Origin of the sequence: Chelativorans sp. YIM 93263 (assembly GCF_028767125.1) — a bacterium.
Taxonomy (GTDB): domain Bacteria; phylum Pseudomonadota; class Alphaproteobacteria; order Rhizobiales; family Rhizobiaceae; genus Chelativorans.
The window spans coordinates 244,737-258,686 of record NZ_JAKCWP010000005.1; the positions used below are offsets into that span (position 1 = coordinate 244,737).

At 59.2% G+C, this 13,950-nt stretch carries 15 protein-coding genes; 13 read left to right on the forward strand and 2 right to left on the reverse strand.

Going from position 1 to position 13,950, the window contains the following annotated elements:
- The first annotated feature begins 101 nt into the window (after positions 1 to 101).
- From LY631_RS12635 to fliQ, 7 genes are read left to right on the forward strand one after another with little or no spacing between them, the layout of a single operon-like run.
- Entirely contained in the window at positions 102 to 1,262 is a 1,161-nt protein-coding gene (locus tag LY631_RS12635; RefSeq protein ID WP_274425776.1) for a flagellar hook protein FlgE, read from the forward strand.
- 44 nt (positions 1,263 to 1,306) lie between these two features.
- The gene (gene flgK / locus LY631_RS12640; RefSeq protein ID WP_274425778.1) at positions 1,307 to 2,755 is read left to right on the forward strand and encodes a flagellar hook-associated protein FlgK; all 1,449 of its coding nucleotides are present in this window, start codon (positions 1,307 to 1,309) and stop codon (positions 2,753 to 2,755) included.
- Positions 2,755 to 3,801 carry a flagellar hook-associated family protein gene (locus LY631_RS12645; protein ID WP_274425779.1) on the forward strand — a complete coding sequence of 349 codons (1,047 nt, stop codon included), beginning with the start codon at positions 2,755 to 2,757 and terminating at the stop codon, positions 3,799 to 3,801. Before flgK ends, LY631_RS12645 begins: the two co-directional genes overlap by 1 nt.
- A 25-nt stretch (positions 3,802 to 3,826) precedes the next feature.
- On the forward strand, positions 3,827 to 4,174 hold the full coding sequence (gene flaF, locus LY631_RS12650; RefSeq protein ID WP_274425780.1) for a flagellar biosynthesis regulator FlaF: 348 nt from the start codon (positions 3,827 to 3,829) through the stop codon (positions 4,172 to 4,174).
- On the forward strand, positions 4,171 to 4,608 hold the full coding sequence (gene flbT, locus LY631_RS12655; RefSeq protein WP_274425781.1) for a flagellar biosynthesis repressor FlbT: 438 nt from the start codon (positions 4,171 to 4,173) through the stop codon (positions 4,606 to 4,608). The genes flaF and flbT overlap by 4 nt, the downstream gene beginning before the upstream one ends.
- Before the next feature lie 2 nt (positions 4,609 to 4,610).
- Positions 4,611 to 5,006, forward strand: a complete 396-nt coding sequence (gene flgD / locus LY631_RS12660; protein WP_274425783.1) for a flagellar hook assembly protein FlgD — start codon at positions 4,611 to 4,613, stop codon at positions 5,004 to 5,006.
- Entirely contained in the window at positions 5,003 to 5,269 is a 267-nt protein-coding gene (gene fliQ, locus LY631_RS12665) for a flagellar biosynthesis protein FliQ (protein WP_274425784.1), read from the forward strand. The genes flgD and fliQ overlap by 4 nt, the downstream gene beginning before the upstream one ends.
- On the opposite strand, the gene LY631_RS12670 is transcribed toward fliQ, so the two are convergent.
- Positions 5,266 to 6,195 (reverse strand): carbohydrate kinase family protein, encoded by a 930-nt coding sequence (locus LY631_RS12670; RefSeq protein WP_274425785.1) that lies wholly within the window; start codon positions 6,193 to 6,195, stop codon positions 5,266 to 5,268. The genes fliQ and LY631_RS12670 overlap by 4 nt on opposite strands.
- 19 nt (positions 6,196 to 6,214) lie before the next feature.
- A complete protein-coding gene (locus tag LY631_RS12675; RefSeq protein WP_274425786.1) occupies positions 6,215 to 7,426 on the reverse strand; it encodes an ROK family transcriptional regulator in 1,212 nt (403 codons plus the stop codon).
- Between the two features lie 197 nt (positions 7,427 to 7,623).
- Between LY631_RS12675 and LY631_RS12680 the strand changes: the two genes are divergently transcribed.
- From LY631_RS12680 to LY631_RS12705, 6 genes are all read left to right on the forward strand, one after another.
- The gene (locus LY631_RS12680) at positions 7,624 to 8,661 is read left to right on the forward strand and encodes a sugar ABC transporter substrate-binding protein (RefSeq protein ID WP_274425787.1); all 1,038 of its coding nucleotides are present in this window, start codon (positions 7,624 to 7,626) and stop codon (positions 8,659 to 8,661) included.
- A 72-nt stretch (positions 8,662 to 8,733) separates the two neighbouring features.
- Positions 8,734 to 9,780: an ABC transporter permease gene (locus LY631_RS12685; RefSeq protein WP_274425788.1), complete on the forward strand. Its 1,047-nt coding sequence runs from the start codon at positions 8,734 to 8,736 to the stop codon at positions 9,778 to 9,780.
- Positions 9,777 to 10,556, forward strand: coding sequence for an ATP-binding cassette domain-containing protein (locus LY631_RS12690; protein ID WP_274425789.1), 780 nt, complete (start codon positions 9,777 to 9,779; stop codon positions 10,554 to 10,556). Before LY631_RS12685 ends, LY631_RS12690 begins: the two co-directional genes overlap by 4 nt.
- Before the next feature lie 77 nt (positions 10,557 to 10,633).
- A complete protein-coding gene (gene flhA, locus LY631_RS12695) occupies positions 10,634 to 12,721 on the forward strand; it encodes a flagellar biosynthesis protein FlhA (protein WP_274425790.1) in 2,088 nt (695 codons plus the stop codon).
- Positions 12,722 to 12,784: 63 nt separating this feature from the next.
- Positions 12,785 to 13,531: a flagellar biosynthetic protein FliR gene (gene fliR / locus LY631_RS12700; protein WP_274425791.1), complete on the forward strand. Its 747-nt coding sequence runs from the start codon at positions 12,785 to 12,787 to the stop codon at positions 13,529 to 13,531.
- Between the two features lie 5 nt (positions 13,532 to 13,536).
- Positions 13,537 to 13,926, forward strand: a complete 390-nt coding sequence (locus LY631_RS12705) for a hypothetical protein (RefSeq protein WP_274425792.1) — start codon at positions 13,537 to 13,539, stop codon at positions 13,924 to 13,926.
- Positions 13,927 to 13,950: the final 24 nt, after the last annotated feature.

A 13,950-nucleotide genomic window follows, 5' to 3' on the forward strand; every position in this document is an offset into this window, starting at 1 on the left:
CAAGTGGTGGTGAACTCCGCTGCGGCAGCGGCAGATCAGTTTCGCGCAAGTCCCGGAGACTACCCTTGCGATAAGACGGCGCGCAAACGAGGAGAATTCCGATGAGCCTTTATGGCATGATGAAAACCGGTGTTTCCGGAATGAACGCCCAAGCGAACCGTTTGTCGACGGTCTCCGATAACATCGCCAATTCCGGAACGACCGGTTACAAACGTGCCAGTACGGAATTCTCCTCGATGGTCGTCGGCAGCAATTCCGGCTCCTACAATTCGGGCGGCGTCACGACGTCGGTACGCTACGCGATTTCCGATCAAGGCCTCCTCAACTACACCACATCCAAGAGCGACCTGGCCATCCAAGGAGATGGTTTTTTCGTGGTTCAGGATGCGGGTGGTCAGCCTTACCTCACCCGCGCGGGAGCCTTCGTCCTCAACAGCGAAGGAAACTTGGTCAACTCGGCCGGATACCAGCTGATGGGTTACAGCTATGCGAACGGCCAACCTACGCCTGTCGCCAACGGCTATGCCGGGCTCGAGCCGGTGACGATCAATGAGTTGGGAATGGAAACGGTTCCGTCCACCGCGGGCAGCTTCGCCGGAAACCTACCAGCCAATACAGCTGTCGGCGACACCCGTTCCAAATCGTTATCCTATGTCGACAAGCTCGGCAATCGGCAGCTGCTGGATGTCGAGTTTACCAAGACTGCCGACAATCAATGGGACGTTTCGGTGGGTGGTCAGGCACCTGTATCGTTCACGTTCGACCCGGGCACAGATCAACTTACAGACCAGGCTACCTACACAGTCACGCTCCCGGATAATCAGTCAATCGATATTGATTTCTCAATGAGCCAGATGGGGGACGAGTTCACGACCCAGGAAGGTGAAATCAACGGAAGCGAGCCAAGCACCATCGACTCGATTCATATCAGCGAAGACGGCATCGTTTCCGCGCAGTACGAAAACGGTTCACTTCGCCAGCTTTATCGGGTCCCGCTTGCCAGTGTACCGAGCCCGGATCAGCTTCGGGTGCTGTCGGGCAATATCTTCGCGGAAAGCATTGATTCCGGTGATGTCCGCATCGGCTTTGCCGAAGAAGGCGGCAACGGGAAAGTCATCTCCGGTGCTCTGGAAGGCTCCAACGTCGATATCGCAGAGGAACTCACCACCATGATCGAGTCCCAGCGTACCTACACGGCCAACTCCAAGTCGTTCCAGACAGGTTCGGAGCTTATGGAATTGCTGGTCAATCTGAAGAGATAGACGCCACCTGATCGGCGCCCTAACCAGGTATCGGAAGAATAGAGATGTCACTTACGTCCGCGTTGAATATTGCCCAAACGGCCCTGTTCAATTCCTCGCGCCAGACGAGCGTTGTTTCGCGGAACATCTCTGAAGCGTCCAATCCCGACTACACCCGGCGATCCGCAGTGCTCTCCAGCACCGCACCCGGCGCCCAGATCGTGGAAATCCGCCGTGCGACCGACCACGCGCTCTTTCGCCAGAATCTGACAGCCATTTCCGACTGGCGGGCGCAGGCAACCATATCGCAGGGGCTCAACAGCCTCCGCACGCAGGTGAACGGCGTCGACAACGCCAGCGCACCAGGCTCCCTCCTCAGCGAGTTCCAAGAGGAACTGCAGACCTACGCCGGTACGCCGTCCAATCGGTCACTGGGCGAGAATGCGGTGGAAGCAGCGCGCAACCTGGTCCGATCGCTCAATAACGGGAACAAGGCGGTCCAGTCGATGCGGGCCGATATCGACCGGGAGATCGCCACGTCGGTCGAAGAACTCAATCGGCATCTGGCAGATTTTGAGAAAGCCAACAACGAGATCGTTACGGGCACCCGCGTCGGACGCGATGTCTCCGACGCGCTGGATCGGCGTGACGCGCTCTTGAAGAAAATCTCCGAATACGTGCCCGTTAACAACACTGTCCGTTCTGGCAACGATATGATGCTGACGACAGCCGGCGGTATCACGCTCTTCGAGACTGTGCCCCGCGCTGTCACTTTCACGCCCGAGAACACCTACCAGGCGGGCATGACAGGCAATGCACTCCACATAGATGGAGTTCCGATTACACCCGGCAGCGGCGGAAATACCAACGCCTCCGGCAGCCTGGCCGCAAATCTCCAACTGCGCGATGAAACGACGGTTCGGATGCAGAGCCATCTGGACGAAATCGCACGCGGTCTGATCTCGACCTTTGCCGAAACCGACCCCAGCGGCACCCAGCCGAATGCCACAGGCCTGTTCACCTGGTCTGGCGAACCCGGCCTGCCGGCGGACGGCACGCTGATCAATGGTCTGGCTGGCGAGATCGTGATCAATGACGCCTACATCGATAACCCTCAACTACTGCGCGATGGCGGCGCTAATGGCGCAGATTACAATCATAATACAACAGGCGCCGCCTCTTATTCCGAACTCCTGAATACCCGTTTGGAAAGCCTCAACAATCCGATGCAGTTCGCTGCGGAAGCGGGTCTCAGCACGGATCAGAGCCTTACATCCTTCTCCGCAGAAACGATTTCCTGGCTCGAAGGCCTTCGTCAGGATGCAAGCAGCGGGGCCCAGGCCAAAGAGGCCTTATCAGCCCACAGTGCAATGGCACTTGGGAACGAAACCGGCGTCAACGTCGACGAGGAGATGGCTCTGCTGCTGGAACTCGAACGCTCCTATGAAGCATCCGCACGGCTGATGCGTGCCGTCGATGAAATGCTCGGCACATTGATGGAGGCAACACGCTAATGAAAACCTCCTTTGTTGCGACCAGCGCACTCTCTCAAAGCATGCGGTACCAGATGATGCGCATGCAGGCCGAACTCGTTCAAGGTCAGAAGGAAATGACCACCGGGCGCGTGGCCGATCCGGGCGAAGCTCTGGGTGCGCGGGCGGGCACCACGTTCTCGATGACGCGGGAGGTCGAGCGCCTGAAAGGGTTGATCGACTCGAACCAATTGGCCGGCAACCGCCTCAGCACCACGCAGAATGCTCTGCAGCAACTAAGCGATATCGGGCAGGATCTGCTGTCCGCCGTGACGGCCGCGACGTCTAATGCGGATGGGAGTGAAGTCGTCCAGACCAGTGCCCGAACGGCCCTGGAATCCATGACGAGTGTGCTCAACAGCAATTTGAACGGCGAATATCTCTTCGCCGGGATCAATACCGACGTGAAGCCGCTGAACGACTTCACTGATCCCGCAGCGCCGAACCGTGTGGCGTTTGAGAACGACTTCGCCGGTCACTTCGGCTTTGCGCCGGACAATGCCAACGCGGCCAATATCACAGTTGCCGACATGGAGGACTACTTCGCCACGGTGCTGGAGCCCTCGTTCATGGGCGCTGATTGGGAGGCGAACTGGTCCAACTCCTCGCAGAGCGGAATCAGCAGCCGCATTTCACCTAACGAAACGGCCGAAACCTCGACAACCGCAAACGACGACGCCATGCGCAAGCTCGCCATGGCCTCGACCGCATTGACCCGCCTGCTCGACGGGCCGTTGGATGACCAGACACGAGAATACGTTTACGAGCAGAGCCTGCAACTCGTGGGTGAAGCGATTGCGGACGTGGCCTCGATCGAGTCGCGAATCGGTGTTGTCGAAAAGCGCATCATGGACACCAATGAACGGCTTTCCGCCCAGATGGATCTCTCCACGTCGTTGGTGAAAGACCTGGAAGGCGTCGACGTCTTGGAGGCATCGACCAAAGTCACCGAGCTTTTGACGCAGATCGAGGCATCCTATGCGCTGACCGCCCGAATCCAGCAACTCAGCCTTTTACGCTACCTCTAATCGTCACGGAGCAATCGGGGCATTCATGTATGAGTTTTCCTATAGCGAGATCCAAACCGACTCCGTTGCCGACGCAAAAGATCGCGAACGGCAATTGCTCACCCATTCCATCGAGCTTCTAACCGCCGCGCGGGACGCCGGTGCGAAATCTCAGGAATCGGTCGATGCCATTCTTTTCATGAACCGGGTCTGGACGACCTTTGTGGAAGACCTCGGCAGCCCGGAAAACGAACTGCCGAAGGAATTGCGCGCCAACCTGATTTCCATCGGTCTGTGGCTTCTGCGTGAAGGCGAGGAAGTACGCCAGGGGCGGTCCGGGAATTTCGATGGCCTGATTGAGGTCTCGCAGATTATTCGCGACGGAATTCGATGAAGAACACGTTGAAAATCTCATTGAAGGCGAACGAAAAGATCTACGTCAATGGGGCCGTGATAAAGGCCGACCGCAAGGTTTCGCTCGAGTTTCTGAATGACGTGCAGTTCCTGCTGCAGCATCACGTGCTCCAGCCCGAAGACGCGACAACGCCACTCCGCCAGCTCTATTTCATCGCACAAATCATGTTGATGAACCCGGATGGAGCCGAAAGGGCGGGCGCCATGTTCCGTAACTCGGTCGCCAAGATGCTCGGCATCTTCAAGAACGAGCGTCTGCGGACCGGCCTCAAGGACGCCGACGAGCTGGTGTCCAGCGGTCAAGTCTATGAAGCGATGAAGGAAGTTCGAGCGCTTTATCCGCTGGAGGATGAAATCCTCGGCGTATCGGAAGACCACGTAGAAATGCCGCTTGCCAAAGCCGTAGGAGAATAGCCATGGACGTGTCGGCCGTAACGCAATCCACGCAGAATAAGTCGACCGCCGGCTCACCCCAAGCGGTGGACTATGAATCCTTTCTCAAACTGCTGGTCGCGGAGATGAAAAACCAGGATCCGACGAGCCCGATGGAATCGACCGACTACGTTGCCCAGCTCGCCGCGTTCTCACAAGTCGAACAGTCGGTGCAGACCAACAAGAAACTGGACGAGATCCTTCAGGCCTCGTCTCTTTCGCAGGCCGGCGGTCTTATCGGACGCCAGATCACGTCACCGGATGGCTCAACCTCCGGTATTGTTGCTGAGGTGCGCCTCTACAGCGACGGCGTCGTGGCCATTCTGCAGAACGGAGAGCAGGTGATCGTCGGCCCGGGAGTAACGGTCAGCGAAGCATGAACGAGGCCGACGCACTCGATATTGTTCAATATGCAATCTGGACGGTACTGATCGCCTCCAGCCCGGCGGTGATCGTCGGCATGGTGGTGGGTATAGGTATCGCCCTTGTTCAGGCTCTCACACAAGTGCAGGAAATCACTCTGACATTCGTGCCGAAAATCGTCGCCATCCTTCTGGCGGTGGCGATTTCTGGCCCCTTTGTCGGCGCACAGATATCTTCCTTTTCCAATGTCATTTTCCAGCGCATTCAGGACGGCTTCTAGAACGTTAGTAGCTCCCCCCGCCAAGGCGGATTCGCGCCGGCGCGCGAGACCGTCAAAGCAGCCACGTGGCCAGCGAAGGCCAATGCCTCGCGAACAATCTCTTCATTCAGTTGAGCCATGCCCTGTTTGGTCAGTACACCAGCCTGACGCATGGCTGTCAGCATACCGGCATTGAAGGCATCCCCCGCACCGACGGTGTCCACTACGTCCACCCTCTCGGCTTTCACCGATACCGTGCCGCCGGCCCAGTAAGCCGATGCGCCCCTTGCTCCGCTGGTAACAATGATCAGTTTCGCACCCGATGCGAGGATATCGGCGGCAGCTTCGGAATAAGAGGCGCCGATGCCGAGCCAATCCAGGTCCTCTTCTGAAATTTTCACGATATCAGCCATCGCAGCCATACGCTGCATACGCGCTCTGTGTGCCTCAGCATCCTTGATGAACGCCGGCCGGATGTTCGGATCAAACATTGTGACCCGTGCAGCGTGCTCGCGCGCCATCAGCGCCTCATAGGCGCTTCCAGACGGTTCCGTAGCCAGGCTGATCCCTCCGAAGAGAAGTGCCGCCACGTCATTTCCGAGATCTGGTAGATCTGCATTGGCGAGCGTACGCCCGGCGGTGTTCTCATCATAAAAAAAGTAGCTTGCCTGCCCCTCATCCAGGCTCACAAAGGCAAGCGTCGTAGGGCGGTTGGTGATCCTGGCATAGGAAAAATCGACGTGACTTTCGCGCAGGGCTTCCTGCAATCGAACGCCGAACAAATCATCCGAAAGACCGGAAAAGAATGAGACCGGCACACCTAGCCGGCCAAGCGCCAGCGCACTGTTAAACACCGATCCGCCGACATAAGGGGCAAAGACCTTTTCGCCGCTCTCCGTTTTCCGCGGCAGCATATCTATCAGCGCCTCACCGCAGCACACAATCATCTCTATCTCCATGCTTTACTCAAAAAGGTGACTGCGCACCCACAAGGAAGCGGTCAGCGAGTGGCAGGCTCGCGCCTCCGAGCGCGCGGGCATCCCGACCGACGGTACCCTCGCGCACTTCGGGCAGCGTGAGGCCTTCGGAATCGAGCTGACCCAATGCATGCCTGGCCCGTTCAACAATACCCGCACGAACGGAAAGGGGCAGCCACCCGTCAATGATGGTCGCCTGGAAATCAATGAGTGCCGACGCGGCAAGAATGGTATGCGCCAGACCGTTTGCGGCGCTTTCCATCCATTCCTCCAGACCTGCATCCGGCGCGCCCCAATCGTCCGGTGAGGTCCAAAGATGCCCGGTATCCTTTCCGCGCGCCAATAACGCCTTCTCGAACACGGTTATGGAGGCAACATCGATGAGTTGCTGTGTGCCCCCCTTCTTTCCCGGCACAGGCATGGATCCCAGCGAGCCGGCATTCCCTGTGCGCCCACTGAACAGATGTCCGCCGAGCGCGATGCCTCCGCCCACAAAAGCGCCGATGTAGAAGTAGATGAAGTCACCCTCCGGCGCGGAAGCACCGAATACCAGTTCGGCGCCGCAAGCGGCAGTGGCATCGTTCTGCAGATAGACCGGAAAGGGAAAGCGTTCAGCAAGCGAAGCGCGTATATCCGCCTCACGCCAGCCGTCCATCGCGCCGGGTGGTGCTCCCGCCGCGTCGGCCCAGTTCCAGAGGCCGAAAGGGATCGCGATCCCCAGACCGGCCACCCGGTTCCAGGTCCGCTCATCGGCCTGCGCCGCGATCGATTCGATATCCGCTTCCACGGCTTCGATGGTCTTTTCAGGCGTGGGATACGTGTAGGAACGCCGGTGCATATGGCGGATCGTGCCGCAAAAGTCGATCAGAGCGAGATCGGAACTACGCCGACCGATTTTCAGGCCGAGGAAATAGGCTCCATCGGGGTTCAGGCCCATCGGGATGGAGGGCTGGCCAACCTTCCCGCGTTGCGGCGCCCCGCGCACCAGGAGTTCTTCGGCTTCCAGCGCTCGCACGATGACTGAAACCGTCTGAGCGGAAAGTCCCGTCATGCGCGCAATCTCGGTCTTGGCAAGGCTGCCATGCCGGCGCAGCAGGGAAAGCACCAGGCGCTCGTTAAAGTCGCGCATACCGCTCTGGTTGGTGCCCAGACTTCGCTGCAGCGCCCGCACACCTTCGCTGCCTGTCGCCACGCTTTCCATGAGGTGGCCCTCTTTTCGCTTCTGACCGAGGTGCGCGCACAATGCTGCGCCGCCGCACCCGAGTCAATAAATAAGTAAATCTGATTTATATATTGACAGTGGCTGTGACGTTCTGTTTCCTGTTGAGAGCGTGCAAGATCACGAGAGATCGGCACGAAGCTGCGGCATCGCGTACGATGAGATTCTGGGAGGAAAATGTGACCAAACACACGCTACTGAAAACCACCGCACTTGCGCTTGCCGGCGCAAGCTTTCTCGGCTTGGCACAACCGGCTGCCGCTCAGGAGGATGTTTCCGCTTGCCTGATTACGAAGACAGACATCAATCCGTTCTTCGTCAAGATGAAGGAAGGCGCGACGCAGAAGGCGGAAGAACTCGGAGTCGAGCTTTCCACCTATGCCGGCCGTGTAGACGGCGATCATGAAACCCAGCAGCAGGCAATGGAGAGCTGCATCGCCGCGGGCGTCGATGGCATTCTCATCACTGCCTCCGACACGAAGGCCATCGTGCCGCTAGTTAATACCGCGCGCGAACAGGGCATCCTGGTGATCGCTCTCGACACGCCGTTGCAGCCCATCGACGCTGCCGACGCGACCTTCGCGACCGACAACTTCGAGGCAGGCCGGCTGATCGGCGCCTGGGCGAAGGCGAAGCTCGGCGACGAGGCCGAGAATGCGCGCATCGCCTTTCTTGACCTCAACGAGAGCCAGCCCTCGGTCGGCGTCCTGCGCGACCAGGGCTTCATGACGGGTTTCGGGATCGACACGGCCAACCCCAATCAATGGGGTGACGAGGACGATCCGCGCATCGTCGGCCACGAAGCAACCCAGGGCAATGAGGAAGGCGGCCGCAGGGCGATGGAGAACCTGCTCCAGGTCGAGCCGAACCTGAACGTCGTTTACACTATCAATGAACCTTCGGCGGCCGGTGCCTACGAGGCGCTTAACTCGTTTGGGAAAGCCAGCGACGTGCTCCTCGTCTCAATCGACGGCGGCTGCCCCGGCGTTGAAAACGTTGCCGAGGGCATCATCGGAGCCACCGCACAGCAATATCCACTTCTGATGGCATCGATGGGCATCGAAGCGATTGCCCAGTACGCCGAGGATGGGACTGTGCCGGAGCCGAGCGAGGGACTTGATTTCTTCAACACGGGTGTCAACCTCGTCACCGACGATCCTGTCGAAGAAATCCCGTCCATCTCCGTTGAGGAGGGGCTCGACCGCTGCTGGGGTTGATCCCGGCGTCACCTCGTTGACTTGACGGGGCGGTCCACATGGGCCGCCCCCGATGATGCCGAAGAGACAGACATGACCGACATGAGCAAGGACGAGAGCGCGAGCGAGCAGTTCGCGCAGTTCGAGCATGCCACGCGCGGCCCCGTGGTGGCCGTACAGCGATTCCTGCACGCCAACCCGACGATGGTGCCACTCATCGTGCTTGTGCTGTCGACGATGATCTTCGGGCTGATCTCACCCAATTTCTTTTCCGCCTTCAACCTGTCCCTGATCATGCAGCAGGTGGCGATCGTCGGTACGCTGGCGGCGGCGCAGAGCCTCGTCATTCTCACCGCCGGCATTGATCTTTCGGTGGCCGCCGTCATGGTGATGATCTCGGTTATCATGGGCCGGCTATCGATCGATTTCGGCCTGCCCGTGCCAATCGCCATCATGGCGGGCATGCTTTGCGGGCTCGTGACGGGGGCCGTCAACGGTCTACTCGTAACCATCGTGCGCCTGCCGCCCTTCATCACCACGCTGGGCACGTGGAACGTGTTCCTGGCGCTCAACTACTATTTTTCGGGCCGTGAGACGATCCGCTCGCAGACGTTGGACGCGGAAGCGCCGCTCCTGAAGCTCTTCGGCGAACGTTTCGAGATCGGCGGCGCGGTGCTAACTTGGGGCGTGGTCTTGATGATCGCAATCTTTTTCGTCCTTTGGTACGTACTGCAGCACACCGCCTGGGGCCGACGCATTTACGCTGTCGGCGACGATAAGGAAGCGGCGGAACTCGCCGGCATCCGCACAGATCGAATGCTCATCTCGGTTTACATGGTGGCAGGCTTTATCGTGGCGCTCGCGGCATGGTCGTCCATCGGCCGCGTCGGCTCGGTCTCGCCCACCTCCTTCTTCGAGGCCAATTTGCAATCCATCACCGCGGTGGTCATCGGCGGCATCTCGCTTTTTGGCGGACGCGGCTCGATCCTCGGGCCCATGCTCGGAGCGCTGATCGTGGGCGTGTTCAATTCGGGCTTGAGATTGGCCGGCGTAGAAGTGCTGTGGCAGCTTTTCGCCACGGGCTGGCTCATCATCCTGGCGGTCGCCATCGACCAGTGGATCAGAAAGGTGTCGGCATGACGGAACCGGTTCTCAAGGCACGTGGAATCGTCAAGCGCTACGGCCACGTCGTGGCCCTCGACAGGGCCGATTTCGACCTCTATCCCGGCGAAGTTCTGGCCGTAATCGGCGACAACGGCGCCGGCAAATCGTCGCTGATCAAGGCCCTTTCCGGCGCCATCCAGATCGACAGCGGCGAGATTACGTTAAATGGTGAGCCGACCACCTTCACCTCGCCGCTGTCCGCCCGCCAGGCCGGCATCGAGACAGTCTACCAGACGCTGGCGCTGTCACCGGCACTGTCGATCACCGACAACATGTTCATGGGCCGCGAAATCCGGAAAGCCGGCGTGCTCGGCAAGCTCTTGAAGATGCTCGATCATGCTGAGATGGAGCGTCAGGCACGCCAGAAGCTCGCTGAACTCGGCCTTCTGACCATCCAGAACATCAATCAAGCCGTGGAGACGCTTTCAGGCGGCCAGCGTCAGGGTGTGGCCGTGGCACGCGCTGTTTCTTTCGGCTCCAAACTGGTGATCATGGACGAGCCGACGGCCGCTCTTGGCGTTAAGGAATCGCGCCGCGTGCTAGATCTCATCCAGGATGTGCGCGCGCGCGGCCTGCCCATCGTACTCATTTCGCACAACATGCCGCACGTTTTCGAGGTAGCCGACCGCATTCATATCCACCGGCTCGGAAGGCGCCTGTGTGTGATTGATCCGAAAGATTATACGATGTCGGACGCGGTGGCCTTCATGACCGGCGCCAAGGAGCCACCGCAGGAGGCGCTGGCCGCATAATCACGGCCATCGGGAGGCTCCGTCCTCGCACAAGTTTCGCTGCCTATCCTGTCTCTACGGAGGCATGAGAGGCGCGTATGGCACTGAGTGAAAGCGCAATCGACACCCGCCCACAGGGGCATGGACGCGATGTCGGCTTTGCCGTCGGCATTCTCACCATCCTTGCGGTGCTGTTCCTGCCGATTCCGGCATTCCTCATCGACATCGGCCTGACCTTTTCGATCGCCTTCTCCGTGCTCATTCTGATGGTGGCGCTATGGATCCAGCGCCCGCTCGACTTTTCCTCCTTTCCGACCATCCTGCTGATCGCCACGATGCTGCGCCTATCGCTCAACATAGCGACGACGCGCATGATCTTGTCTAACGGTCAGCAGGGCACGGACGCCGCGGGTTACGTGATTGGAGGCTTCTCCAACCTGGTGATGAGCGGCGATTTCGTCATCGGATTGATCGTGTTCCTGATACTCATCGTGGTGAATTTCCTGGTCATCACCAAGGGATCCACCCGCATAGCCGAGGTCGGCGCCCGCTTTACGCTCGATGCTATCCCCGGCAAACAGATGTCCATCGACGCTGATCTGTCCGCCGGAATGATCGACGAAAAGGAGGCTCAGCACCGCCGCCGCGAGTTGGAAGAGGAAAGCTCCTTCTTCGGCGCCATGGACGGCGCCTCGAAATTCGTCCGCGGCGATGCGATCGCTGGCCTCCTGATTACAGCTATCAACATCGTAGGCGGCATCGCCATAGGCTATTGGCGCCACGGCATGGATTTGAACCAAGCCTCGGACATCTTCACCAAACTCTCTGTCGGCGATGGGCTCGTCACGCAAATCCCGGCGTTGATCGTCTCTCTCGCCGCCGGTCTGCTGGTCTCCAAGGGCGGCACGCGCGGTTCTGCCGACCAGGCGGTCTTTGGTCAGCTCAGCGCCTATCCCCGCGCGCTTTTCGTGGCGGGGGCGCTATTGCTCGTCATGGCATTGATGCCCGGTCTGCCCGCCCTGCCATTCCTCGTTCTCGCGGGCACGATGGCGGGCCTCGGCTACGTTCTGCCGAAGCGGGAGCGCCAGCGCGCCGCCGAAGCCGCTGAGTCGGCAAAGCAACAGCAGCAGAGCGTGGAAGAAGAAGAGCACAATTCGGTTAAAGCCTCACTGAAAACTGCCGAGATCGAGCTCCTGATCGGAAAACAACTTTCCACGCGGCTGCTCGCGTCCCATCAGGAGTTGGCTTTCCGCATGAACAAGATGCGTAAGAAGTTCGCCGCCCAGTATGGTTTCGTCGTGCCGGAAGTGCGGCTTGCCGACGACTTCTCCGTTCCGCCGAAATCCTACCAGATCAAAATTCACGGTACCGTCGTTGCCGAGTATCAGCTCCGTGTGGGCGAAGTGATGGTGCTTCTGGGCAGCAAGCCGCTACCGGACCTTCCGGGCGAAGAGGTGAAGGAGCCAGCCTTCGGCATGCGTGCCTACTCTGTCCCGGAAATGTTCACTGAGGATCTGAAAAACGCCCAGCTCCCCTTTGCAGACAATCTATCGGTTCTGCTCACACATCTGAGCGAAGTCATCCGCAACAACCTGCCCCAACTCCTGTCCTACAAGGACATGAAGGCCCTGATTGAGCGGCTGGATCCCGAATACCGCAAGCTCGCGGACGAAATCTGCTCCTCCCACATCACATATCCCGGCCTCCAGGCCGTGCTCAAATTGCTGCTTGCCGAGCGCGTCTCAATCCGCAACCTGCATCTCATCATCGAAGCCATTGCCGAAATCGCGCCGCATATCCGTCGCACTGAGCAGATCGTCGAGCACGTGCGCATCCGCATGGCACAGCAGATCTGTGGCGACCTGAGCGAACGCGGTGTTCTGAAGGTGTTGCGCCTCGGCAATCGCTGGGATCTCGCCTTTCACCAGAGCCTCAAGCGCGATGCAAAGGGCGAGGTACGCGAGTTCGACATCGATCCGCGCCAGCTTGAAGAATTCGGTCAGGAAGCGAACAAGGCCATCCGCACGCATCTGGACGCTGGTGAACGTTTTGCGCTCGTCACCGCGCCCGAAGCGCGACCCTATGTGCGCATGATTGTCGAGCGCCTGTTCCCCACTCTGCCCGTCCTCAGCCATGTGGAAATCGCCAAGGGAGTGGAACTGCGTGTTCTGGGCTCGATCTCTTAAGCGATGGCGAGCCTCATCCCAGTTGTCACGCGCTATCGCTTGAGCGTGCAAAGGCGGTAGGCAATGCTGGAAACCGCCGTCCTCGCCGCGTTTCTTACCTTTTGTCGCATCGGCACCTGCTTCATGCTGATGCCCGGTTTCGGCAGCGCGCGCGTACCGACGCAGATCCGGCTTTTTATCGCGGTAGCCGTGTCACTCGCCCTCCTGTCCCATCTGTGGGAAACCATCGCACCGTTCGCATCACGTCGGCCCGACGCGCTACTTGTCCTCATCGGATCAGAGCTTTTGATCGGTGCCCTGATCGGCCTGATAGCCCGCTTCTATGTTCTGGCCCTCCAGTTTATCGGTACCAGCATGGCGATGATGATGGGGTTCGGCATGGCCGATGGCGGCGTCGCGGTTGAGGAGGATCAGCCCCAACCTGCGCTATCGACCCTCCTCACCTTCTCGGCTTTGATGCTGCTATTCACGCTAAACTTCCACCACGCTATAATCGAGGCGCTGGTCGCTTCATATAGCCTTGCACCTATCGAGGCGCTGTTCGACCCACAATCGGCGCTTATCGATCTGTCCGATACACTCTCGGAAGCCTTTCTCGTAATGATTCGCCTCGGCAGTCCCTTCGTGGCGTATGCCATACTGGTGAATATGGCCATAGGCTTCGTCAACAAGCTGTCGCCGCAGATCCCGATCTACTTCATCTCGCTACCCTTCGTCATCGCAGGAGGGTTGCTACTGCTTTACCTCGGCATCGGTAATTTTCTAACCCTCTTTGCGGACGGGTTCCTGCCAACCACGATCGGACGATGACAACCATGGCCGCCAGCAAGAACGAACGCCTCGCGCGGCTCGCCAAGCTGCAACACCGGCTCAAGGCACTGCATGAAACGCGCCAGGCGATACACCGAAAGGAAGCCGCGGCAGCCGAACAGGAAGCAGCGGAGCTTGCAAAAAGCTTTGATACGCCCGACAGTCTCTCCGCGCTCTTTCCCGAACTCTATAACAAACAGATCGGCCGTGCCCTCGCGCGCAGGGAGCAAAGCCTTGCCGGTGCCTCCCGTGAAGCCGAGAAAACAACGATGGCCGATGCCCGGGCAACTATCGCAGAACGCGCATACAGGAAGGCCCGCAATGAAGAGGAGCGTGTGGCGGAGGAACGGGGAATCCTTGAAGTTCTTCAGCAGCGGCTGAAACCTGACGACTGAAGGCAAGGCTGCCACAAGTTTCCT

Bases quoted from the DNA above. Each gene is read 5' to 3' on its own strand.
- LY631_RS12635 (WP_274425776.1), top strand. From the start codon at position 102: ATGAGCCTTTATGGCATGATGAAAACCGGTGTTTCCGGAATGAACGCC.
- flgK (WP_274425778.1), top strand. From the start codon at position 1,307: ATGTCACTTACGTCCGCGTTGAATATTGCCCAAACGGCCCTGTTCAAT.
- LY631_RS12645 (WP_274425779.1), top strand. From the start codon at position 2,755: ATGAAAACCTCCTTTGTTGCGACCAGCGCACTCTCTCAAAGCATGCGG.
- flaF (WP_274425780.1), top strand. From the start codon at position 3,827: ATGTATGAGTTTTCCTATAGCGAGATCCAAACCGACTCCGTTGCCGAC.
- flbT (WP_274425781.1), top strand. From the start codon at position 4,171: ATGAAGAACACGTTGAAAATCTCATTGAAGGCGAACGAAAAGATCTAC.
- flgD (WP_274425783.1), top strand. From the start codon at position 4,611: ATGGACGTGTCGGCCGTAACGCAATCCACGCAGAATAAGTCGACCGCC.
- fliQ (WP_274425784.1), top strand. From the start codon at position 5,003: ATGAACGAGGCCGACGCACTCGATATTGTTCAATATGCAATCTGGACG.
- LY631_RS12670 (WP_274425785.1), bottom strand. From the start codon at position 6,195: ATGATTGTGTGCTGCGGTGAGGCGCTGATAGATATGCTGCCGCGGAAA.
- LY631_RS12675 (WP_274425786.1), bottom strand. From the start codon at position 7,426: ATGGAAAGCGTGGCGACAGGCAGCGAAGGTGTGCGGGCGCTGCAGCGA.
- LY631_RS12685 (WP_274425788.1), top strand. From the start codon at position 8,734: ATGACCGACATGAGCAAGGACGAGAGCGCGAGCGAGCAGTTCGCGCAG.
- LY631_RS12690 (WP_274425789.1), top strand. From the start codon at position 9,777: ATGACGGAACCGGTTCTCAAGGCACGTGGAATCGTCAAGCGCTACGGC.
- flhA (WP_274425790.1), top strand. From the start codon at position 10,634: ATGGCACTGAGTGAAAGCGCAATCGACACCCGCCCACAGGGGCATGGA.
- fliR (WP_274425791.1), top strand. From the start codon at position 12,785: ATGCTGGAAACCGCCGTCCTCGCCGCGTTTCTTACCTTTTGTCGCATC.
- LY631_RS12705 (WP_274425792.1), top strand. From the start codon at position 13,537: ATGGCCGCCAGCAAGAACGAACGCCTCGCGCGGCTCGCCAAGCTGCAA.